Consider the following 21,066-nt stretch of genomic DNA (forward strand, 5'->3'; position numbering starts at 1 on the left):
CGGTAGTGCCGGCCGCTGGCCGGCATTCCGTTGTGGAAAATGGGGCCGGAGGGCATAAAGTCGTTTATGCATAAACGACTTAATCCCCTCCGTCCCCTTTTTGTCAGCGCAGCTTCGCCAGCGCCTGGCCCAGCTGCACCGGGCTTTCGGCGCCCAGCTGCGGGGCGAACTCGGCTACGCCCGGCGGCAGCAGCACGATCACGGTCGAGCCGTAGTTGAAGCGCGCCATCTCGGCGAAACGCTCCAGCTGGATGCCCCGGCCGCGGTAGTCCTTGCGGGTGATGCGGTCACCGTAGGCCGGAATTTCTTCGCCGCTCCACACGGTTTCCACGCCGGACACCAGCAGCGCACCGACCATCACGCTGACCATCGGGCCGAAGCTGGTGTCGAAATGGCAGACCAGGCGTTCGTTGCGCGCGAACAGGCGCGGCACGCCGTTGACGGCGGCCGGGCCGACGCTGAACAGGCGGCCCGGCACGTGCACGGTTTCGCGCAGGGTGCCGGTCCACGGCATGTGCACGCGATGGTAGTCGCGCGGCGACAGGTACACGGTGGCGTACAGGCCGTCGTTGTACGGCTTGGCATCCTCGTCACTGCCCAGTAGTTCGGCGGCGGTGAACGACTGGCCCTTGGCCTGGAAGATGCGGCCGGCTTCGATCCTGCCGAGCTGGCTGATGCGGCCATCGGCCGGCATCACCAGGCTGCGCGGATCGGCATCGGCCACGCGCGCGCCCGGCTTCAGCGCACGGGTGAAGAACTGGTTGAAGGTGGCATAGCTGCGCGGGTCCGGGTTGGCCGCTTCGTCCAGATTGACGTTGAACTTGCGGGTGACCGTGTCGATCAGCCAGCGCGACACGCGCGGATCGTCCGAGTACGCCAGCGAACGCGCCATCGAGGACAGCAGGCGGTGGGGCAGGGCGTACGTCAGGGCGGTGGTGAGGCTCATGGGGCGGTTTTCTCGGTCAGCTTCTGCAGGTCGCGGGCAATGGCCGGCGCGTTGAACGGGGGCCGCACCAGGCCGGCAAGGCGGCCCTGCGGGTCGAGCACGGCCAGGCTGGCCGAGTGCTCGACGGTGTAATCCTCGGGGTTCTCGTCGAAGTGCTTGCCCGGCACCTTCTGGAACACGAAGCCCAGCGAGGTGGCGAAGCGCTCCAGCGAGGGCACATCGGCGGTGGCGGCCAGAGTGTCCTTGTGGAAGCCGTGCACGTACTCGCCGAGGCGGGTGGCGCTGTCACGGTCCGGGTCGACCGAGATGAACAGCACGCGCGGGCGCAGGCTGTCGGGCAGGGCCTCCCACTGGTTCTGCGCGCCGGCCAGCTCGGCCAGGGTGGTCGGGCAGACGTCCGGGCAGAAGGTGAAGCCCAAGAACACCAGGGTCCAGTGACCCTTCAGTTCGCCCGGGATCAGGCGGGTGCCGTCGGACTGGGCCAGATTGAAGTCGGGCAGTTCGCGCGGCTGCGGGTACAGCGTGATCGCTTCGGTGGCCGGGGCATTGGCCGGCGGCTTCGGCGCGAACACCTGCTGGGCGGCCAGCAGGCCGAGACCCGCCGCCAGGGCGATCAGCAGGATGATGCCGGCGTTGCGATTGAACATGGGAGCCCCCGCGCGAAGTGGGCTCCATCATACCGGCTGCGGCTCGATCGTTTCTGCCGCAACGGATGCCGCCGCGGGCGCCAGCCCCTATAATCGAGGGCCACTTTGCCCGCAGTACCGCCATGACCGCTGAAACGGCCGCCGAACTCCACACGATCATCGATCTGATCCGCTACGGCACCAGCCGTTTCAACGAAGCCGGGCTGACCTTCGGGCACAGCTACGACAACGCGCTGGATGAGGCCACCCAGCTGGTGCTGCACAGCCTGCACCTGCCGCACGATCTGGGCCCGGCCTACGGCCAGGCGCGTCTGCTGCAGGAAGAGAAGGTGCGTGTGCTGGAACTGTTCCAGCGTCGCATCGACGAACGCATCCCGGCCGCCTACCTGACCGGTGAGGCCTGGTTCGCCGGTCTGAGCTTCAAGAGCGACAAGCGCGCCCTGGTGCCGCGCTCGCCGATCGCTGAACTGATCGAGTGCGGCTTCGAGCCGTGGTTGGCCGGCCGCGATGTCAGCCGTGCGCTGGACCTGTGCACCGGTTCGGGCTGCATCGCCATCGCCATGGGCCACTATTACCCGAACTGGGAAGTGGACGGTGTCGACCTGAGCGACGACGCGCTGTCGCTGGCCGAGGAAAACAAGGAACGCCTGCAGGCGCACAACGTGACCCTGCTCAAGTCGGACCTGTTCAACGGCCTGACCGGTCGCCACTACGACCTGATCGTCACCAACCCCCCGTACGTCACCAACGACGAGACCGATGCCCTGCCGCAGGAATACTCCTACGAGCCGGAGATGGGCCTGCGTGCCGGTGACGACGGCCTGGACCTGGTGCTGAAGATCCTGCGCGATGCCCCGCTGCACCTGAGCGAGGACGGCCTGCTGATCTGTGAAGTGGGCGAGTCCGAGCAGCACCTGATCAAGCTGCTGCCGGAAGTCGACTTCGCCTGGATCGAATTCAAGGTCGGCCAGATGGGCATCTTCGCGGTCGAATGCCGCGAGCTGATCGCCCACAGCGCGCGCATCACCGAGCTGGCGGCGCAGCGCCCGTGAGCTCCAATTCGTTCGGCAAGCTGTTCACCGTCACCACGTTCGGCGAGTCGCACGGGCCGGCCATCGGCTGCGTGATCGATGGCTGCCCTCCGGGGCTGGCGCTGGACGCGGCCGAATTCGCCCACGACCTGCAGCGTCGCGCTACCGGCAAGAGCCGGCACACCTCAGCGCGCCGCGAGGCGGACGAGGTCGAGATCCTGTCCGGCGTGTACGAGGGCCTGACCACCGGCACGCCGATCGCCCTGCTGATCCGCAACACCGACCAGCGCAGCAAGGACTACGCCAACATCGGCCAGCAGTTCCGGCCGGGCCATGCCGACTACAGCTACTGGCACAAGTACGGCATCCGCGACCCGCGCGGTGGCGGCCGTTCTTCCGCGCGCGAGACCACCATGCGCGTGGCCGCCGGCGTAGTCGCCAAGAAATGGCTGGCCGAGCGCTTCGGCGTGACCGTGCGCGGCTACCTGTCGCAGCTCGGCGACATCACGCCGGCCGGTTTCGACTGGTCGGCGGTGGAAGACAATCCCCTCTTCTGGCCGCACGCCGCACAGGTGCCGGAACTGGAGGCGTACATGGATGCGCTGCGCAAGTCCGGTGATTCGGTCGGTGCGCGCGTGGACGTGGTGGCCGACAACGTGCCGCCAGGCTGGGGCGAGCCGATCTACGGCAAGCTCGATGGCGAACTGGCTGCCGCGCTGATGAGCATCAACGCGGTGAAGGGCGTTGAGATCGGCGACGGTTTCGCCAGCGCCGCACAGAAGGGCACCGAACACCGCGACCTGCTGACCCCGCAGGGCTTCGCCAGCAACCATGCCGGCGGCATCCTCGGTGGCATTTCCACCGGCCAGCCGGTGGTCGCCTCGATCGTGCTCAAGCCGACTTCCAGCCTGCGCCTGCCCGGCCCGTCGCTGGACACGGCCGGCAACGTGGTGGAGGTCGTCACCACCGGTCGCCACGATCCCTGCGTCGGTATCCGCGCCACCCCGATCGCCGAGGCGATGGTGGCGATGGTGCTGATGGACCAGGCGCTGCGTCATCGCGCGCAGTGCGGCGATGTTGGCACGATCACCCCGCGTATTCCCGGGCAGATCGATGGCTGACACGCGGCCGACCGTGTGGGTGAGCCAGCCGCTGATCGACGCGGCCATCGCGCCGCTGCGCGATCGAGTGCAGCTGCGCAGCACCGACACCGTCACCGCGTGGTCGCCCGACCAGATCGCCGAACAGCTGGCCAGCGCCGACGGCGCCATCATCACCCTCAACGAGCGCATCGGTGCGGCCCAGGTGTCCGGCGCCGCGCAGCTGCAGGTGATCGCCAATGTCGGGGTGGGCTACAACAACCTGGACGTCGACGCGCTCAGCGCGGCCGGCATCCTCGCCAGCAATACCCCGGACGTCCTGACTGAAACCACCGCCGATCTCGGTTTCGCTCTGTTGATGGCCACCGCGCGCCGCATCACTGAATCCGAGCGCTGGCTGCGCGAAGGCCAGTGGCAGCAGTGGTCGTTCCAGACCATGCTCGGTGCCGACATCCACGGCAGCACGCTGGGTATCCTCGGCATGGGCCGCATCGGCCAGGGCATCGCCCGTCGCGGCGCGCATGGTTTCGGCATGAAGGTGCTTTACCACAACCGTTCGCAGCTTCCGGCCGCGACCGAAGCGGAGGTGGCGGCCCGTTACGTTGACCTGGACACGCTGCTGGCGCAGTCCGATCACCTGCTGCTGGTGCTGCCGTATACCCCGGCCTCGCACCACCTGATCGATGCCGCCGCGCTGGCGAAGATGAAGCCGTCGGCGACGCTGGTGAACATCGCCCGCGGTGGCCTGGTCGATGAGATCGCGCTGGCCGATGCGCTGGCCAACGGCCGCCTTGCTGCAGCGGGTCTGGATGTGTACGAAGGCGAGCCAAAGGTACGCCCCGAACTGCTGGCGCTGCGCAACGTCGTGCTCACTCCGCACATCGGCAGCGCCTCGCTGGCCACGCGCACGGCGATGGTACAGCTGGCCGTGGATAATCTGGTTGCCGGGCTCGGCCTGGACGGCGGCCCATCGCGCATGCCGAGCGCGATCAACGCTGACGCGGCGATGGCCGCGCGCGTGACTCTGGGCAAAAAAACCGGGAAACGATAGGGAACCTCCGCGCGCCCCGCTTGAGGAGGTTCCCCGAACCCAGCTGTCGTGCGTGTTTTTTTCCCCATCCCCGTTTTCGTGAGAGTTTCCCCCATGAGCAATGCACAGCGCAGTTTCCACGTCGCCGTCGTCGGTGCCACCGGTGCGGTCGGCGAGACCATGTTGTCGATCCTGGCCGAACGTGATTTCCCGGTCGGTACCCTGAGCGTCCTCGCCTCCGAGCGTTCGGCCGGCGGCGAGATCGAGTTCAACGGCCAGAAGGTCAAGGTCCAGGACCTGGCCACCTTCGATCCGAGCGGCGTCGAGATCGCCCTGTTCTCGGCCGGCGGCAGCGTGTCGAAGGAATATGCACCGAAGTTCGCCGCAGCGGGTGCGGTGGTGATCGACAACTCCTCGGCCTTCCGTTACGACGATGACGTGCCGCTGGTGGTGTCCGAGGTCAACCCGGAGCAGGTCGCCAACCGTCCGCGCGGCATCATCGCCAACCCGAACTGCTCGACCATGCAGATGCTGGTGGCGCTGGCGCCGCTGCATCGCAAGTACGGCATCGAGCGCATCAACGTCTCCACTTACCAGTCGGTGTCCGGCGGTGGCCGTTCGGCAACCGAGGAGCTGGGCAAGCAGACCGGCCAGCTGCTGAGTTTCCAGGAAATCGATCCGCAGCGCTTCCCGGTGCAGATCGCCTTCAACCTGATCCCGCACATCGACGACTTCCAGGACAATGGCTTCACCAAGGAAGAGATGAAGCTGATCTGGGAGACCCGCAAGATCCTCGGTGACGACAGCATCCTGGTGAACCCGACTGCAGTGCGTGTGCCGGTGTTCTACGGCCACTCCGAGTCGGTCGCGATCGAGACCCGCGACAAGGTCACCGTGGCCGAAGCACGCGCGCTGCTGGAGCAGTCGCCGGGCATCGAAGTGGTGGATCGCCACGAGGCTGGCGGCTACCCGACCCCGGTCACGCATGCGTCGGGCGCCGACGCGGTGTACGTCGGCCGCATCCGCGAGGACCTGTCGCACCCGCGCGGCCTGAACCTGTGGATCGTGTCGGACAACGTGCGCAAGGGCGCGGCGTTGAATGCCGTGCAGCTGGCCGAGCTGGTCGCCGCCGAGCAGCGCTGATCACAGCGGTTGCCTCATCGGTAGTGCCGGCCGCTGGCCGGCATTGCCGTGATGGGGGCGTGCGTGTATGCCGGCCAGCGGCCGGCACTACCGAAGGTCTCCCATCGGTGGGTGCGGACCCCGGTCCGCACGCTTTATAGTGTTGCCCATGAATAAACGGGCCAAGGGCGCAAAGCGCCCGCTCACCTATCTGTCCGCCGCACTGCTCGCCCTGGCCAGCAGTTCGGCGCTTGCCCTGGGGTTGGGCGACATCCGGGTCCTGTCCAAGCCGGGCCAGCCCCTGCTGGCCGAAATCCCGGTGGTCTCGGCGGACCCGTCCGAACTGGAAAACCTGCGCGTGGCGCTGGCCTCACCGGTCACCTTCGAACGTGTCGGCCTGCAGCGGCCAACCGGACTGGTCAGTGAACTGCAGTTCGAACTGACCCGCGACACGCAGGGCAGGGCGGTGGTGCGCGTCACCTCGCAGGCGCCGGTGGAGACGCCGTCGCTCAGCTTCCTGATCGAAGCCGACTGGGGCCAGGGCCGCCTGGTGCGTGAGTACTCGGCACTGGTCGATGCGCCACCCAGTGCGTTGGCCGTGGCCGAGCCGGAAATCGTCGCGCCGGCCGGTACGCTCTCCAATACCATCGTGCGCGAACCTGCACCGGCTTCGGTGCCAGCAGCAGAGACGCCCACGACGCCGCCACCAGCGGTGGCGCCAGCACCGGCACGCCCGCGTGCGGCCTCCGCGCCAGTTGCTGCACCGGCGGCCGATGGCAGCATCACCGTGCAGCGCGGGCAGACCCTGTCGCAGATCGCCAGTGCGGTGGCACGTGGCAACCAGGTCAGTCGCGACCGCGCGATGATCGCCCTGCTGCGTGCCAATCCCGAAGCCTTCATCCGCGGCAACGTCAACCTGCTCAAGCAGGGTGCGGTGCTGCGCATGCCCGGCAGTGATGCGCTTGCTGCGGTCGACGCTGCCGAAGCGGCGACGCTCGTGCGCGAGCATGCCGCGCAATGGCGGCAGGCACGTACCGTGCCGCAACCGGTGGGCATGGCCGCACCGGTTGCCAGGGCGGCAGCCACGAACGCTTCTTCCCCGGCTGCGGCCAATGGGGCACGACTTGAGATCGCTCCGGCGCTGGCGTCCGACGCCGCGCACGCGGGCACAACCACCGGCACCGCTGCCGGCAGCGAGGGTGACATGCTGGGCAACGAACAACTGCGCCAGGCGCGTGAGGACATCGCCACCCGCGATGCCGAGATCGGCGAGCTGAAGCAGCGCGTGGCCGACCTTGAAAAGCTCAAGGAACAGCAGCAGTCGCTGATCGCGATGAAGGACAACGACCTGGCCGCCGCGCAGCAGCGCCTGACGCAGGCACCGGATGCCCGCGATGCGGCAACGCCGTGGTACTGGCTGGGGCTGCCGGTGCTGCTGCTGGCGGCGGGCGCCGCCTGGCTGCTGCGTCGTCGCAAGCCGTCGCCGCTGCCGCCGCTGCGTGAGGAAGACGATGCCGCCGGCCTGGCCGCAGCGGTGCCGGCGGGTGCGGCGCTGGATACGCTGGCCGAGCAGTCCTCGTGGTCATCGGCTGTTGCCGGCAACGGCCGCCAGGAACCGGCGATGCCCGACTGGGCGACCGAAACCGAAGTGCACGACGTAGTGGTCGCCGAACCCGTCGCCGAGCACGCGGTACGGGCCGACTGGCAGGCCGACACGCTGCGCGACGAGGACGCGGTGGCCTTGCCCGAAGCGGTGACCGATCTGCCGCGCTGGGACGATTCCGCAACCACCGCCGACGAGGTTGTCGTCGCCGCGCCGCTGCAGGACGAACGCGTTGTACCGCAGGCGCCGGCCGAAGTGGCGGTGCCGGACTACGCACTGCATGCCGAACAGCAGCCGCAGTTCCGCGGCGTGTTCGATCTGCCGGCCGACGCGCATGACAACGAGGCGCCGGCGGATGCCGCTCATCCCGAAGCCGTCGACGGCATCGACCATGGCAGCATCGAGGCCTCTCATTCCGACGACATCGCGTCGAGCGCGGCCGTGCCTGCCGACGACGCCGGCTGGTCGCCACGTGCCGGCCAGGAGCGCCTGGAACTGGCCATTGCCTACCTCGATCTGGGCGACGCGCAGACGGCGCGCACCCTGTTGCTGGAAGTCGCCGAAGGCGGTGACCTGCACAGCCAGGCCCAGGCCCGCGAACTGCTGGCCCGCCTGCCGTGACCGAATCTGCCGACAAGGACCTTGCCATGAGCCGCGAACGCCGCATCGACTACGTTGAATTCGCGTCCAGCGACCCGGCTGCCAGCCGTGCCTTCTTCGAGAAGGTGTTCGGCTGGTCGTTCGTCGACTACGGCAGCGACTACACGGCGTTCGACGATGGCCGCCTGCAGGGCGGCTTCTTCCGTGGCCAGCCGCAGCGGGCCAGCGACAGCGGTGCACCGCTGCTGGTGCTGTATGCCGACGCACTGGCACCGGTCGAGGCCGCCGTGCGCGAAGCCGGCGGCGAGATCGTGCGCGCGGTGTTTTCCTTCCCCGGTGGCAGCCGCTTCCAGTTCGTCGAGCCCGGTGGCAACGAACTGGCGGTCTGGTCCGAACGCGATCCGGCCTGAGCGCCGCCCCATCCGCAACATCGAGGTAGCACATGCGTTATGCGCTTGGCGTCGAGTACGACGGCAGCGATTTCAGGGGCTGGCAGAACCTGGGCGAGGGTGGTCCCAGCGTGCAGGCCAGCCTCGAGCAGGCCCTGTCATCGGTGGCTGATGCGCCGCTGCAGGTGGTCTGCGCCGGCCGCACCGATGCCGGCGTGCATGGCCAGTGCCAGGTCGTGCATTTCGATACCGACGTGGTGCGCGATCCGCGCGCCTGGATGCTCGGCACCACCACCCGCCTGCCGCGCTCGATCGCCGTGCGCTGGTGCGTGCCGGTGGCCGATGATTTCCACGCCCGCTTCTCCGCGCGTGCGCGCCGCTATCGCTATCGGCTGCTCAACCGCGAGGTACGGCCGGCGCTGGACCGGCAGACCCTGAGCTGGGAGCGCCGTGCGCTGGACGAGACCCTGATGCACGCCGCCGGCCAGGCATTGCTTGGTGAGAATGACTTCAGCGCGTTCCGTTCGGTGCAGTGCCAGGCGCTGCATGCGCGGCGTGAACTGCAGTCGCTGCAGGTCAGCCGTCATGGCGAAGTGATCGAAGTCGCAGTACGTGGCAATGCATTTCTTCATCACATGGTCCGCAATATCGTCGGATCGTTGATCCTGGTGGGCAGCGGCGAAAAACCGGTGGAATGGATCGCCGAACTGCTGGCCGGGCGCGACCGCACCGTAGCTGGTCCCACCGCACCGCCGCAGGGCCTGGTGTTCCTTGGGCCCCTGTACCCCGACAACTGGCATCTGCCCGCCGAGGTCACGCTATGAGCCGTTCCTACTACCGTACGCGCATCAAGTTCTGTGGAATGACCCGTGCCGGCGACGTCCGCCTGGCCGGTGAGCTGGGCGTGGACGCAGTGGGTTTCATCTTTGCCCGCGAGAGCAGCCGCCGGGTTGCACCGGCCGAGGCCCGCGCGATGCGCCAGGCGATCGCGCCGATGGTCGACGTGGTGGCGCTGTTCCGCAACAACAGCAAGGAGGAAGTGCGCGAGGTGCTGCGTACGGTACGTCCGACCCTGCTGCAGTTCCATGGTGAGGAAGACGAAAGCTTCTGCCGCAGCTTCAACATGCCGTACCTGAAGGCGATCGCCATGGGCGGCCGTGAAGAGGTCAACGCCCGCACCCTGCAGCTGCGCTACCCCAGCGCTGCCGGCTTCCTGTTCGACAGCCACGCCCCGGGTGGCGGTGGCGGCACCGGCGTGGCGTTCGACTGGGGCCGCGTTCCGACCGGGTTGCACCGGCCGTTCCTGCTGGCCGGTGGCCTGAACCCTGAGAACGTCTACGATGCTGTGCTGGCGACGCTGCCGTGGGGCGTGGACGTGTCCAGCGGCATCGAGCTGGAGCCGGGCATCAAGGACGGCTACAAGATGCGCACCTTCGTCGAAGAAGTGCGTCGCGCGGATTGCACCGTTCTGGAGTGATCCGCGTCACCTGAGGGGTCACCCGGAATGTCATCGTCGACGGTGCGTTCCGCCGTGCCGTGAAGGCGGGCGAATCCTGAATGCGATGAGTATCACGCTTTCGGGTAATTCAGGTTCCAGCGCCAAAAAGTCGACACCCCCCGAACATCTGATCGGACACAATGCGCCCAGCCTGTCTTGGCTGGGTGCGATGCCGTGTGCGTGTCGCTGGCCGCACCCTCGAGATACGCCTTACCTTTCGAACGAGGACGCAATGGATATGCCCCATCTCTCTTCCCGCCGTATCCGCCTGGCCCGCCTGACGCTCGTGCCCAGCCTGCTGCTTGCCTTGGGCGCGTGTGCGGCCGGTGACTCATCCGCTCCGACCGCATCGGCACCGGCCGCTGCCGCACCGGCAGATGCACCTGCCACAGCACCGGCCACGGTTCCGGCGGCAGCACCGGCAGCCGACGGCCTGGCTGCGCTGATCCAGGCCAGTGGCGTGAAATGCAGCAACGCCAGTACGGGCAGCGGCTGCACGGCCGGCGATGTGGACAGCGGTGATTTCTACGATGTCGAACTGTCGCCGGACTGTGGCGACCAGGGTTTCTTCGCGGGCGTAGCCGATGCCAAGGGCGTGGAGACGTTGAGTGCGGTGCCATCCACCGGCAGCAAGGCCAGCGTGACCGCGAAGCTGTCGAAGGGGCAGCTGGTCTGCGTGCAGGGCATCGGGCGCACCGGACAGAACCCGCTGTTCTATTACGTCGTTGCGGTTCCCGCTGCGACGGTCGGCAAGTGCAAGGGCAACACGTTGTGTGACACCTATGGCGACAGGCCGCTCACTGGCCTGGCGACCACGGGGGGCGAGGCCTGCCATGCGGCGGCGCCGGGACGTTACGCCGGGAACTGCGCACAGGGCTGGGTCAGTGCGGACGTGCTCGACGTGTTTTCCAACGGAATGTAATCACCGCCAGGGGAGCGGTCCAATCAACCACTGGCAAAGGAACAGCTCATGTCGGATCCAAAAATCACCCGGCTGGTCAGCAGCGTAGGTACCACGCGCACGCTGGAAATGGACGATGGCAGTGTCGTCGAACGATCAGGCGGCAGCGTCTCGTGGCGCAACAACAATCCTGGCAATCTCAAGTTTGAATTCGCCGGCAGCGCGGACAAGACGGTGACCAATCCGCGTACCCGCGAGCAGGCGCTGGAATCGGCGCAGGGGCGCTACAAGGGCGTGGTCGATCTCGACCAATGGGGCAACGCGGTTTTCGAAAGCTATGAAGCCGGCCGGGTGGCGAAGATCCAGCTGCTCGAACGCCGGTTCGGCGACAAGACCGTGGAGGAAATGCTGCCGAGCTACTCCACCAAGGATTACAGCGGCACCACCCACCACAAGGAGCAGGCGGCCACCATCTATGCCGAAGGCGATCGCCAGGGTGTCGACCTGCGCTCGAAGACCGTCGGCCAGATGAGCGTGCGCGAGCGTGAAGTGCTGGCCGACGGCATCCGCCGTTTCGAGGGCTGGCAGCCGGGTGAGGTTGCCACGCAGCAGCCTCCTACGCGCACAGCGGCGGCTGCGCCCGTGCAGGCCCAGACCCAACCGCAGGTACAGACGCCTTCGGCGGCGGCGCCCGCTGCGGGCCAGGCCGCGGCTGCAGTCGGCAGTGCCGCGCTCTACAACGAGGCCTATCAGCATTTCATGGCCTCAGGCCGCCAGTACGAATACGGGCGCCCGGACCATCCGCGCCCGGGTCGCGACAGCAGCCGGCTGGAGCGTGACCTCGATGGTGACGGACGCTTCGGCGTGGATTGCTCGGCGTTCGTATGGCGAGGCCTGAAGAACGCGGGTTACGACGTGCGTGGCGAGAACGCTGCGGGGTTCACTACGTCGACGCTGTTCAATGGTGCGAACACCACGGCTTACGCACGCGAGCATTTCGATGTGACCTCGGCTGCCGAAGCACGCAAACCGAACGGATCGCTGAAGCAGGGCGACATCCTGATGTTCTCCTCGTCGCAGGGCCAGCATGTCGGCATTTTCAAAGGCTACGACGCGCAGGGAAACATCCAGTTCATCGGTTCACAGGGAAGCACCGGGCCGGCCGAAGTCACCATCCGGCCGGGCGGGTACTGGGATGGCGGAAGCACCCGCATCGTTGGTGCGCTGACACCGAAGCCGGAATTCCAGGTGCGCGCGCCGCTGCACGGCAATGGCGAACCTGCGCTGTCCCGGCCAACCGCCACCGTGCAGCCGGCTGCATCACACACGGCGGCCAGCGAGGTGATGAAGCAGGGGCAGCGTGGCGCCGACGTGCAAGCGTTGCAGCAGACTCTCAACCAGCTCGGTGTGCGTGATGCGCAGGGCCATCGGTTGTCAGAGGATGGTCGTTTTGGTGATCACACCCGCGAAGCGGTGATCGCGCTGCAGAAACAGCAGGGGCTGGTGGCCGATGGAATTGTCGGTCGCCAGACCGCTGCCGCGCTGGCGGCGGGCCGTGCGCAGGGCCATGAACCTGCAGCGGCTGTACCGAAGGGGCCGTCGCTGAACGATGCATCGCATCCGGACCACGCACTGCACAACGCTGTCCGCAGCAAGCTTCCCAGCGTGTTTTCCGAAGAGGCTGCCGCCAATATCACCCTGCATGCAAAGCAGAACGGAATCGACGCGGCCGACAAGCTGCAGAGCATCACGGTGCAGGATGGCAAGGCGTTCGTGATGGGCACGACGCCGGGCTTCCGCACCGCGGTCGACCTGGCCCAGGCGCCGCCGTCGCTGGAGCAGACCAGTGCCAAGCTGCTGGCAGATCCTTCGCACCAGCAGCAGGTGCATGAGGAGCAGCAGCGGGTCGCGATGGGCGGTCGCTGAGGCCTGTGTTGCCGGCTCCGGGCGGTGAACGCCGCCCGGGGCCTCGTCTCATTGCAGTTGCGCTGCTGCCCAGTCGGCCAGGGCGTCCACCCGTGCATCGGCCGGGCCATCCGGCCGCGCCAGCACCCAGAAGCCGCCGGTGGCGGTAAACCCCCACGGTGCGACCAGCCGGCCTGCTGCCAGATCTTCGGCCACCAGTGGCTCCGGTGCGATCGCCGGGCCCAGCCCGGCCACGGCTGCTTCCAGCAGGTAGTACAGATGTTCGAAAGCGGTGCCCAGCTGCAGCTTCGCGGTGTCCAGATCGTGCGCCTGCGCCCACGCCGGCCACGCCTGTGGCCGTGAGCTGGTGTGCAGCAGCGTTTCCTGCAGCAGCGCCGAGGGCGGTACCTGCCGCAGGCGCTGCGCGGCCGGATGCGAGGGTGCCACCACCACGCCGACCCGTTCCGGCGCCAGCTCACGCACCTGCCAGCCCCGTGGCCACGGCCCCTGCGCCAGCAGCAGCACGGCATCCAGCGCCGCCTGTGCTTCGGTGAAACTGCCATCCAGCGCCGACCACTGCAGGCGCACGCCGGGCAGGGCGGCCTGCAGCACGGGCAGGCGCGGGATCATCCAGCGCGCCAGTACGCTGCCGCTACAGCCCAGCACCAGTGCTGGGGCCGCCGTCGGCCGGCGCAGCTCGCGCACGCAGTCTTCGATGCCGCTGAACGCCTCGCTGCACGCGGCCTGCAGTCGCGTGCCCGCAGCGGTGAGGCGCAGGCCGCGGCCGGCACGCTGGAACAGCGCCAGGCCGAGATGGTCTTCCAGCAGCTTCAGTTGCCGGCTGACCGCGCCGTGGGTGACATGCAGGTCCTGCGCGGCGCGCCCAACCCCGCCCAGACGGGCGGTGGCCTCGAACGCACGCAGCGCATTGAGGGGAGGCAGCAGGGAACGACTCATGTGAGATTTCCTGACGATATGCGCCAGATAATATCCATTTTCCGGTCACGACCCGTGCGCTAGAGTATCCACCTGTCTCGAACCAGCGGTCGCTTCCATGTCTGCCTCCCCCATTGCCGACTACCACGCCTTCCCGGATGCCCAGGGCCACTTCGGCCGCTACGGTGGCAGCTTCGTCGCCGAAACCCTGGTCGGCCCGCTGCAGGAACTGGCCCAGGCCTATGACCAGGCCCGCCAGGACCCCGAATTCCAGCTGGCCTATGACCGCGACCTGGCCCATTACGTGGGCCGGCCGAGCCCGATCTACCACGCCCAGCGCCTGAGCGATCATGTCGGCGGTGCGCAGATCCTGCTCAAGCGCGAGGACCTGAACCACACCGGTGCGCACAAGATCAACAACACCATCGGCCAGGCGCTGCTGGCCGCGCGGATGGGCAAGAAGCGCATCATCGCCGAGACCGGTGCCGGGCAGCATGGCGTGGCCAGTGCCACCGTTGCCGCGCGCTTGGGCCTGGAATGCGTGGTGTACATGGGCGCCACCGACATCGAGCGGCAGAAGATCAACGTCTACCGCATGAAGCTGCTCGGTGCGACGGTGGTGCCGGTCACCTCCGGCTCGGCCACCCTGAAGGACGCGCTCAATGAAGCGATGCGCGACTGGGTCACCAACGTGCAGGACACCTTCTACATCATCGGCACCGTGGCTGGTCCGGATCCGTACCCGCGCATGGTGCGCGATTTCAACGCCATCGTCGGCCGCGAAGCACGCGAGCAGATGCTGGCCGAGTACGGCCGCCTGCCGGATGCGATCACCGCTTGCGTCGGCGGCGGCAGCAATGCCATCGGCCTGTTCCATGCCTTCCTCAATGATCGCCAGGTCGAGATCGTCGGCGCCGAAGCTGCCGGTGATGGCATCAGCACCGGGCGCCACGCTGCATCGATCGCGGCGGGTCGGCCGGGCGTGCTGCACGGCAACCGCACCTATGTGCTGTGCGACGACGACGGCCAGATCATCGAGACCCACTCGGTATCAGCCGGCCTGGACTACCCGGGTGTCGGGCCGGAGCACGCGTTCCTGGCCGATACCGGCCGCGCACGTTACCTCGGCATCACCGACGAGGAAGCGCTGCAGGCCTTCCACCTGCTGGCGCACACCGAAGGCATTCTGCCGGCGCTGGAATCCAGCCATGCGCTGGCACAGGCGATCAAGCTGGCGCGCGGTCGTCCGCGTGACCAGATCGTCCTCTGCAATCTGTCCGGCCGTGGCGACAAGGACGTGCACACCATCGCCGCGCGTGAAGGGCTGGTGCTGTGAGCGCGCGGCTGCGGAACAGCGGCGTGCTGCTGCTGGCGCTGGGCTTGGCCGCGTGCCAGCCGCCGGAGCCGCCGTTGCTGGCACCGGCCGCCAAGGCCACCACGCAGCCTGTGCAGCGGGCCGCCAACGATGATCTTGACCCGATGGCGCGTACGCCGATCGACGATCCGCCGTCTGTGGAAGATAAGGACAGCGATGACGCGCCCGCGGTGGCCTCGGTGGCGCTGGACCATGCCGGCGAGGTGCTGATCGGCCAGCATATGACCGATCTGAAGGCACTCGGGCCGTGGACCGCGCAAGGGGCGGTCGAAGCCATCGGCGGCAGTTGCGAGTACTACGACGGCAAGGGGCTGCCGCCCGGCGTGTCGATGATGACCGATGAAGATCGCGTCGTCCGTTTCGATCTCGGCCTGGATCCGGAGAGCGGGGCGCCGACCCAGCAGCCCGGGCCGTTCGGCCTGCGTGTCGGCATGACCCGCGCCCAGGCCATGGCCCAGTTCCCGAAGCCGCCGGTATCTAGCCCGCATGCCTACGACGGTGACCAGGGCGAGTACCTCACCTGGCAGGACCCGGGCTCGGCCCTTGGCATCCGCGTGGAACTGTTTGAAGGGAGGGTCATCCAGATGTACTGGGGGACCAGCGATGCGATTGAACTGATTGAAGGATGTGCCTGAGATGCCTGTTTCCCGACTCGATGCCTGTTTCCAGCGACTGCGCGAGCAGCAGCGCAAGGCGCTGATTCCCTTCATCACCGCCGGTGATCCCTCGCTGGAGGCCACCGTGCCGGTCATGCACGCGCTGGTCGATGCCGGTGCCGATGTGATCGAACTGGGCGTGCCGTTCTCCGACCCGATGGCCGACGGTCCGACCATCCAGCGCAGCTCCGAGCGCGCGCTGGCGCGTGGTGCTGGCAGCCGCTACGTGCTGAAGGCCGTTGCGCAGTTCCGCGAGCGTGACGCTCAGACGCCGGTGGTGCTGATGGGCTACCTGAATCCGGTGGAGATCCATGGCTACGCGGCCTTCGCAACGGCAGCCGTGGAGGCCGGTGTGGACGGCGTTCTGCTGGTCGACCTGCCGCCGGAAGAAGCCGGCGAAGCGCAGCAGGCCTTCGATGCAGCGGGCCTGGCACTGGTCCTGCTGGCGTCGCCGACTACCAGCGAAGCGCGCGCCGACAAGCTGCTGGCGCTGGCCCGTGGCTACCTCTACTACGTCAGCTTTGCCGGTGTCACCGGCGCGTCCGAGCGCCTGGACAGCGATGCCGCCAGTGCCCGCCTGCAGGCGTTGCGCGCGCGTGCTTCGGTGCCGGTGGTGGCCGGCTTCGGCATCAAGGATGCCGACAGTGCTGCGGCGATGGCCCGCCAGGCCGACGGCGTGGTGGTCGGCAGCGCGCTGGTGGCGGCGCTGGCCGAAGCGGGCTCGGCTGAAGAGGCCGCACAGCGCGCTCGAACCTTCCTGGCTCCGCTGCGGCAGGCGCTGGACGCCTGAGAGGTAGTGCCGGCCGCTGGCCGCCCCACGCCGGGGCCGCGTGTGCGACAAGGGTTGCCGGCCAGCGGCCGGCACTTCCCCGCACCTAAACGTACGTCCCAGCATGGTTTTTTCCGGCGGCCCCGTGGCTGGCAAGGGGGTGCACGGGCGGGGAAAGCGGAGCTAGACTGTCCGCCTTTGCGGCCCTTGGGCCGCCCTGAACGGAAGTGTCCTCCCGCATGAGTTGGCTCAGCAAGTTGATGCCGTCCGGCATCCGCACCGACAACACCCCCAGCAAGAAGCGCAGTGTCCCCGAGGGCCTGTGGGAAAAGTGCAGCAACTGCGGCAGCGCGTTGTACCGTCCGGAACTGGAAGAGAACCTGGAGGTCTGCCCGAAGTGCGGCCACCACATGGCGATCCGCGCACGTGCGCGCCTGGCCGCCCTGTTCGACGCCGACAGCACCACCGAGATCGGTGCGCGCCTGGGTCCGACCGACCTGCTCAAGTTCAAGGACCAGAAGAAGTACAGCGAGCGCATCAAGATCGCGCAGAAGAACACCGGCGAATATGACGCGCTGATCGCCATGCGCGGTCTGCTCAAGGGCCGTGCACTGGTGGCCTCGTCCTTCGACTTCGCCTTCATGGGTGGCTCGATGGGCTCGGTGGTGGGTGAGCGTTTCGCGCTGGCCGCCGAAACCGCGGTCGAGATCGGCGCCCCGTACGTGTGCTTCTCGCAGAGTGGCGGTGCGCGCATGCAGGAAGGCCTGTTCTCGCTGATGCAGATGGCCAAGACCTCGGCCGCGCTGGGCAAGCTGCGTGAAGCGGGCCTGCCGTACATCTCGGTGCTGACCCACCCGACCACCGGTGGTGTGTCGGCCTCGTTCGCGATGCTGGGCGACATCAACATCGCCGAACCGCAGGCGCTGATCGGCTTCGCCGGCCCGCGCGTGATCGAGCAGACTGTGCGCGAGAAGCTGCCGGAAGGCTTCCAGCGCTCGGAGTTCCTGTTGGAGCACGGTGCCATCGACCAGATCTGCGACCGCCGCGAAATGCGCGACCGCCTGTCCGATCTGCTGGCAATGCTGGGCCGTCAGCCGGCGCCGGAGGTGGCTTGATGGGAGGCCGCAAGTACTTCGGTACTGATGGCATCCGTGGGCGGGTCGGCCAGGGCGTGATCTCGGCCGACTTCGTGCTGCGCCTGGGCAATGCCCTGGGCCGTGTCCTGGTCGCCCAGCGCGGCCAGGACGGGCGCCGGCCGATCGTGGTGATCGGCAAGGACACCCGCATTTCCGGTTACATGTTCGAAGCGGCACTGGAAGCCGGCCTGGTCGCCGCCGGCGCCGACGTACAGCTGCTGGGGCCGATGCCGACCCCGGCGGTGGCGTTCCTGACCCGCACGCTGGGCGTGGACGCCGGCATCGTCATCAGCGCCTCGCACAACCCGCATTACGACAACGGCATCAAGTTCTTCTCGGCCCAGGGCGAGAAGCTCGACGATGCCACCGAACTTGCCCTGGAAGCGGCGCTGGACGTTCCGTTCACCACCGCCGAATCGGAGAAGCTGGGCAAGGCATCGCGTGCGCGTGAAGCGGTCGGCCGCTACATCGAGTTCTGCAAGGCCAGCGTGCCGCGCGCGTTCGACCTGCGTGGCGTGCGCCTGGTGCTGGATTGCGCACACGGCGCCACCTACCAGATCGCACCGCTGCTGTTCCGCGAACTGGGGGCCGAGGTGATCGGCATCGGTGCCGAGCCCAACGGCGTCAACATCAACGCCGGTGTGGGTTCCACCCATATCGACAACCTGGCGGCCAAAGTCCGCGAGACCCGTGCCGATCTCGGCATCGCGTTCGATGGTGATGGCGACCGTGTGCTGATGGCCGACGACCAGGGCAACCCGGTCGACGGTGACGACCTGCTGTACATCCTGGCCCGCGCCTGGAAGGACGAAGGCCGCCTGCGCGGCCCGGTGGTCGGCACGCTGATGAGCAACTACGGCGTGGAGAAAGCTTTCGCCGATCTGCAGATCCCGTTCGTGCGCAGCAACGTTGGTGACCGCTACGTGCACCAGGCATTGGTCGAAGGCGGCGGTGTACTCGGTGGGGAAGCGTCGGGCCATCTGCTGTGCCTGGACCGGGCCACCACCGGTGATGGCATCGTCAGCGCTCTGCAGGTGCTGGTCGCGCTGCGCAACAGTGGGCAGACCCTGCGCCAGGCACTGAAGGGCCTGGTGCGGGTGCCGCAGAAGACCGTCAACGTGCGTCTGGGCAATGTCTCGGCCAAGGCCACGGTGCAGTCTGAAAGCGTGCAGTCCGCGCTGGCCGTGGCGCAGCAGGCCGTAGCCGGCCGTGGCCGCGCGTTCCTGCGGCCGTCCGGTACCGAGCCGGTGGTTCGGGTCACCGTGGAAGCCGATGACGCTACGCTGATGCAGCAGACGCTGGACCGCTTGTCCGCTGCGGTGCGTGAAGCCGCCAGCTGAGGCGACTGCACATCCGTACAAAGAAAGCGCCCCGGAATTCCGGGGCGTTTTCTTTTGCGGCGGCCCGGGAGGATGGCGTGCTCAGGGCCCCGGCACCATCTTCTTCTGGCGTGCCTTGAACCCATTGAACAGCGGCGCGATCAGCGGGTTGTAACTCAGGCGGATGCGCTTGCGCAGCCAGTTGGCCGGGCGGTTGCGGATCGCAAAACGATAGATGCGTTCCGGGTCGCCACCGATCACGTTGCGGCCGAACGGGTGGGTAGTGTGCAGGTAGCGGAAGCCCTGCTCGCGCGCCACTTCGATGTGATCCTGGTCGAAATCACCGTACGGCCAGCACAAGGTATCGGACACGTCGCCAAGCTTGTCCTGCAGGACTTCGCGCGAGATCGCCAGATCCCGGCTCAGGCCCGCGCGGCGCTGCGCACGGTCCAGATCGTCACGGCGCAGCCAGCGGGTGTGGGTATGGGTGTGGCAATGCACTTCGAAGGTGCCGGCGGCGATGGCTGCACGTGCTTCGCTCCAGCGCATCATCACATCGTCACTGCGGTCCTGCTCGTAGATCGCCGCTTCGCAGCCGCGATGGTCCGGCGTCGACGGCAGCGTCGCTCCGGCAATGCCGGCATGCGGACGTTCCGGGCCTTCGCCCATCCAGCCGGTGACCACGAACACCACGGCATGCATGCCGTACTTCTGCAGGATCGGATGGGCATACACCCAGTTGTCCAGGTAGCCATCGTCGAAGGTGATGACGATCGACTTGCGCGGCACCGGCTTGCCGGCCAGGAAGCCGGCGTACTGGTCCAGCGTCAGTGAGGTCCAGCCATTGCCTGCCAGCCACGCGATCTGGCTTTCGAAGTTTTCCGGCGACACGGTGATCATGCCCGGCGAAGGGCTGACATGGTGGTGCATCAGCACCGGAACGGTTCGCGCATCAGCCATGTCCCAGCTCCTTCAGCCACTGGTGGTAGTAGTGTTCGGTGGCTTCACCGTGGCCGTCCGGCGTGAAGCGGTGTGCGCCGTGCATCCAGTCCCAGCCAGCGCGGCCCATCTGCCGCCGCCGTTCCGGGTCGTCCACCAGCAGGCGCAAGGCACCTGTCAGGGCGGCATTGTCTCCCAAACGGGTGAGGATCGCATTGCTGCCATCGACCACCATCTCCGGCACGCCACCCACCCGCGTGGCTACGATCGGTACGCCCACATAAGCCGCTTCCAGGAACACGGTGCCGGCCGCTTCCTTGTGCGAGGCCAGCGCGAAGATGTCGAAGCCGGCCATCAGCCGGCAGGCTCCATCGCGGTAGCCGAGCAGGTGCACCTGGCGCTGCAGGCCGTGCTCGGCGCACATCGCCTGCAGTCGTTCCGTCACGGCCTGGCCATCACCGACGATCACCAGGTGCAGGTCCGGGTTGGCCTTGCACAGCGGGATCATCGCCTGCAGCAGGTCGGCATGGCCCTTGGGCTCGCGCAGTACCGCCACGCAGCCGACCACGATGTCCTGTTCGCCGAAACCGAGCTCGGCACGCACCTGCGCGCGCGCGTCCTGCAGGCACTGCCAGGGATCGGCCTTGCGGATCTCGCTCCAGCGCGGCGGAACCGCGATAGGCGGCACGATGCCGATGCGCTCGGCCGGAATGCCACGGTCGGCCAGCAGCTGCTTGACGAAGCTGCTGACGGTCAACACCCGGTGCGGAAGCCCGGTATAGGTCAGCAGCGAATTGACCGGGCTCATCAGGTGGCGTGAGCGCACCACCAGCGGCGTGCCGCCCAGGCGTGCACCGGCGGCGGCGATCAGCGCATCGCGGCGGCTGGTGGTGTTGACCACGTCGTAGCGTTCGCGGCGCACCAGTCGCGATACCGACCACACGCCGCGCAGCAGGCGTGCCAGGCCTCCCATGCGCAGCGTATGCACGGTGAAACCGTCGTCGCGTGCCAGTGTGGCCAGGCGCGCATCGGGCTGGCACAGCAACGACACTTCATGGCCACGCGCGCGCATCACCTGCATGTGCCGGAAGATGTAGATCTCCTGCCCGCCCATTCCCTTGGCGGCTTCGGTATGCAGGATGCGCAGCGGACGGTTCATGCAGG

The 21,066-nt window shown here is 67.7% G+C and carries 20 protein-coding genes; 15 read left to right on the plus strand and 5 right to left on the minus strand.

Annotation, left to right across the window (positions count from 1 at the left end):
- Positions 1–103: 103 nt before the first annotated feature.
- The gene (gene asd, locus ABE423_RS12645) at positions 104–946 is read right to left on the minus strand and encodes an archaetidylserine decarboxylase (RefSeq protein ID WP_197615841.1); all 843 of its coding nucleotides are present in this window, start codon (positions 944–946) and stop codon (positions 104–106) included.
- Positions 943–1,593, minus strand: coding sequence for an SCO family protein (locus tag ABE423_RS12650; protein ID WP_006381470.1), 651 nt, complete (start codon positions 1,591–1,593; stop codon positions 943–945). Before ABE423_RS12650 ends, asd begins: the two co-directional genes overlap by 4 nt.
- A gap of 122 nt (positions 1,594–1,715) precedes the next feature.
- On the opposite strand from ABE423_RS12650, the gene prmB reads away from it, so the two are divergent.
- The 10 genes from prmB to ABE423_RS12700 all read left to right on the plus strand — a co-directional run bounded on the left by prmB (position 1,716) and on the right by ABE423_RS12700 (position 12,793).
- A complete protein-coding gene (prmB, locus tag ABE423_RS12655) occupies positions 1,716–2,645 on the plus strand; it encodes a 50S ribosomal protein L3 N(5)-glutamine methyltransferase (protein ID WP_032128243.1) in 930 nt (309 codons plus the stop codon).
- Positions 2,642–3,745 carry a chorismate synthase gene (gene aroC / locus ABE423_RS12660; RefSeq protein WP_346486248.1) on the plus strand — a complete coding sequence of 368 codons (1,104 nt, stop codon included), beginning with the start codon at positions 2,642–2,644 and terminating at the stop codon, positions 3,743–3,745. Before prmB ends, aroC begins: the two co-directional genes overlap by 4 nt.
- Entirely contained in the window at positions 3,738–4,775 is a 1,038-nt protein-coding gene (locus ABE423_RS12665) for a D-glycerate dehydrogenase (protein ID WP_125895652.1), read from the plus strand. The genes aroC and ABE423_RS12665 overlap by 8 nt, the downstream gene beginning before the upstream one ends.
- 93 nt (positions 4,776–4,868) lie before the next feature.
- Complete coding sequence (locus ABE423_RS12670; RefSeq protein WP_346486250.1) at positions 4,869–5,897, plus strand: aspartate-semialdehyde dehydrogenase; 1,029 nt, start codon at positions 4,869–4,871, stop codon at positions 5,895–5,897.
- A gap of 148 nt (positions 5,898–6,045) precedes the next feature.
- Positions 6,046–8,100 (plus strand): FimV/HubP family polar landmark protein, encoded by a 2,055-nt coding sequence (locus ABE423_RS12675; RefSeq protein WP_346486252.1) that lies wholly within the window; start codon positions 6,046–6,048, stop codon positions 8,098–8,100.
- 26 nt (positions 8,101–8,126) lie between these two features.
- On the plus strand, positions 8,127–8,489 hold the full coding sequence (locus ABE423_RS12680) for a VOC family protein (protein ID WP_125895654.1): 363 nt from the start codon (positions 8,127–8,129) through the stop codon (positions 8,487–8,489).
- A gap of 32 nt (positions 8,490–8,521) precedes the next feature.
- Positions 8,522–9,292 carry a tRNA pseudouridine(38-40) synthase TruA gene (truA, locus tag ABE423_RS12685; protein WP_049398724.1) on the plus strand — a complete coding sequence of 257 codons (771 nt, stop codon included), beginning with the start codon at positions 8,522–8,524 and terminating at the stop codon, positions 9,290–9,292.
- Positions 9,289–9,945 carry a phosphoribosylanthranilate isomerase gene (locus ABE423_RS12690; RefSeq protein ID WP_019660598.1) on the plus strand — a complete coding sequence of 219 codons (657 nt, stop codon included), beginning with the start codon at positions 9,289–9,291 and terminating at the stop codon, positions 9,943–9,945. The genes truA and ABE423_RS12690 overlap by 4 nt, the downstream gene beginning before the upstream one ends.
- A gap of 253 nt (positions 9,946–10,198) precedes the next feature.
- On the plus strand, positions 10,199–10,888 hold the full coding sequence (locus ABE423_RS12695; RefSeq protein ID WP_125895655.1) for a hypothetical protein: 690 nt from the start codon (positions 10,199–10,201) through the stop codon (positions 10,886–10,888).
- 48 nt (positions 10,889–10,936) lie between these two features.
- Entirely contained in the window at positions 10,937–12,793 is a 1,857-nt protein-coding gene (locus ABE423_RS12700) for a peptidoglycan-binding protein (protein ID WP_125895656.1), read from the plus strand.
- A gap of 48 nt (positions 12,794–12,841) precedes the next feature.
- On the opposite strand, the gene ABE423_RS12705 is transcribed toward ABE423_RS12700, so the two are convergent.
- Positions 12,842–13,729, minus strand: coding sequence for a LysR family transcriptional regulator (locus ABE423_RS12705; RefSeq protein ID WP_032128249.1), 888 nt, complete (start codon positions 13,727–13,729; stop codon positions 12,842–12,844).
- A 97-nt stretch (positions 13,730–13,826) separates the two neighbouring features.
- Here ABE423_RS12705 and trpB point away from each other — a divergent pair, with 97 nt between their 5' ends.
- The 5 genes from trpB (at position 13,827) to glmM (ending at position 18,984) form a co-directional block, all read left to right on the plus strand.
- Complete coding sequence (gene trpB / locus ABE423_RS12710) at positions 13,827–15,044, plus strand: tryptophan synthase subunit beta (RefSeq protein ID WP_125895657.1); 1,218 nt, start codon at positions 13,827–13,829, stop codon at positions 15,042–15,044.
- Positions 15,041–15,718 carry a hypothetical protein gene (locus tag ABE423_RS12715; RefSeq protein WP_180836628.1) on the plus strand — a complete coding sequence of 226 codons (678 nt, stop codon included), beginning with the start codon at positions 15,041–15,043 and terminating at the stop codon, positions 15,716–15,718. Before trpB ends, ABE423_RS12715 begins: the two co-directional genes overlap by 4 nt.
- 1 nt (position 15,719) lies before the next feature.
- Positions 15,720–16,529 (plus strand): tryptophan synthase subunit alpha, encoded by an 810-nt coding sequence (gene trpA, locus ABE423_RS12720; RefSeq protein WP_346486256.1) that lies wholly within the window; start codon positions 15,720–15,722, stop codon positions 16,527–16,529.
- 218 nt (positions 16,530–16,747) lie between these two features.
- A complete protein-coding gene (accD, locus tag ABE423_RS12725) occupies positions 16,748–17,623 on the plus strand; it encodes an acetyl-CoA carboxylase, carboxyltransferase subunit beta (protein ID WP_005410473.1) in 876 nt (291 codons plus the stop codon).
- Entirely contained in the window at positions 17,623–18,984 is a 1,362-nt protein-coding gene (glmM, locus tag ABE423_RS12730) for a phosphoglucosamine mutase (protein WP_032128253.1), read from the plus strand. The genes accD and glmM overlap by 1 nt, the downstream gene beginning before the upstream one ends.
- An 81-nt stretch (positions 18,985–19,065) precedes the next feature.
- Here glmM and ABE423_RS12735 read toward each other — a convergent pair whose 3' ends face one another.
- Together ABE423_RS12735 and ABE423_RS12740 are read right to left on the minus strand one after the other, a co-directional pair.
- Positions 19,066–19,923 (minus strand): polysaccharide deacetylase family protein, encoded by an 858-nt coding sequence (locus tag ABE423_RS12735; RefSeq protein WP_032128254.1) that lies wholly within the window; start codon positions 19,921–19,923, stop codon positions 19,066–19,068.
- Positions 19,916–21,061, minus strand: a complete 1,146-nt coding sequence (locus ABE423_RS12740; RefSeq protein WP_032128255.1) for a glycosyltransferase family 4 protein — start codon at positions 21,059–21,061, stop codon at positions 19,916–19,918. Before ABE423_RS12740 ends, ABE423_RS12735 begins: the two co-directional genes overlap by 8 nt.
- Between the last annotated feature and the right edge of the window lie 5 nt (positions 21,062–21,066).

The organism is Stenotrophomonas sp. TWI1409 (genome assembly GCF_039673015.1).
GTDB classification, from domain to species: domain Bacteria; phylum Pseudomonadota; class Gammaproteobacteria; order Xanthomonadales; family Xanthomonadaceae; genus Stenotrophomonas; species Stenotrophomonas maltophilia_A.

What these genes read in the sequence shown, in the direction of transcription:
- ABE423_RS12670 (WP_346486250.1), top strand. Translation starts at nt 4,869, where the DNA reads ATGAGCAATGCACAGCGCAGTTTCCACGTCGCCGTCGTCGGTGCCACC.
- trpB (WP_125895657.1), top strand. Translation starts at nt 13,827, where the DNA reads ATGTCTGCCTCCCCCATTGCCGACTACCACGCCTTCCCGGATGCCCAG.
- truA (WP_049398724.1), top strand. Translation starts at nt 8,522, where the DNA reads ATGCGTTATGCGCTTGGCGTCGAGTACGACGGCAGCGATTTCAGGGGC.
- ABE423_RS12650 (WP_006381470.1), bottom strand. Translation starts at nt 1,593, where the DNA reads ATGTTCAATCGCAACGCCGGCATCATCCTGCTGATCGCCCTGGCGGCG.
- trpA (WP_346486256.1), top strand. Translation starts at nt 15,720, where the DNA reads ATGCCTGTTTCCCGACTCGATGCCTGTTTCCAGCGACTGCGCGAGCAG.
- ABE423_RS12690 (WP_019660598.1), top strand. Translation starts at nt 9,289, where the DNA reads ATGAGCCGTTCCTACTACCGTACGCGCATCAAGTTCTGTGGAATGACC.
- ABE423_RS12680 (WP_125895654.1), top strand. Translation starts at nt 8,127, where the DNA reads ATGAGCCGCGAACGCCGCATCGACTACGTTGAATTCGCGTCCAGCGAC.
- accD (WP_005410473.1), top strand. Translation starts at nt 16,748, where the DNA reads ATGAGTTGGCTCAGCAAGTTGATGCCGTCCGGCATCCGCACCGACAAC.
- ABE423_RS12735 (WP_032128254.1), bottom strand. Translation starts at nt 19,923, where the DNA reads ATGGCTGATGCGCGAACCGTTCCGGTGCTGATGCACCACCATGTCAGC.
- ABE423_RS12740 (WP_032128255.1), bottom strand. Translation starts at nt 21,061, where the DNA reads ATGAACCGTCCGCTGCGCATCCTGCATACCGAAGCCGCCAAGGGAATG.
- ABE423_RS12665 (WP_125895652.1), top strand. Translation starts at nt 3,738, where the DNA reads ATGGCTGACACGCGGCCGACCGTGTGGGTGAGCCAGCCGCTGATCGAC.
- glmM (WP_032128253.1), top strand. Translation starts at nt 17,623, where the DNA reads ATGGGAGGCCGCAAGTACTTCGGTACTGATGGCATCCGTGGGCGGGTC.
- ABE423_RS12705 (WP_032128249.1), bottom strand. Translation starts at nt 13,729, where the DNA reads ATGAGTCGTTCCCTGCTGCCTCCCCTCAATGCGCTGCGTGCGTTCGAG.
- prmB (WP_032128243.1), top strand. Translation starts at nt 1,716, where the DNA reads ATGACCGCTGAAACGGCCGCCGAACTCCACACGATCATCGATCTGATC.
- ABE423_RS12675 (WP_346486252.1), top strand. Translation starts at nt 6,046, where the DNA reads ATGAATAAACGGGCCAAGGGCGCAAAGCGCCCGCTCACCTATCTGTCC.
- ABE423_RS12695 (WP_125895655.1), top strand. Translation starts at nt 10,199, where the DNA reads ATGGATATGCCCCATCTCTCTTCCCGCCGTATCCGCCTGGCCCGCCTG.
- asd (WP_197615841.1), bottom strand. Translation starts at nt 946, where the DNA reads ATGAGCCTCACCACCGCCCTGACGTACGCCCTGCCCCACCGCCTGCTG.
- ABE423_RS12700 (WP_125895656.1), top strand. Translation starts at nt 10,937, where the DNA reads ATGTCGGATCCAAAAATCACCCGGCTGGTCAGCAGCGTAGGTACCACG.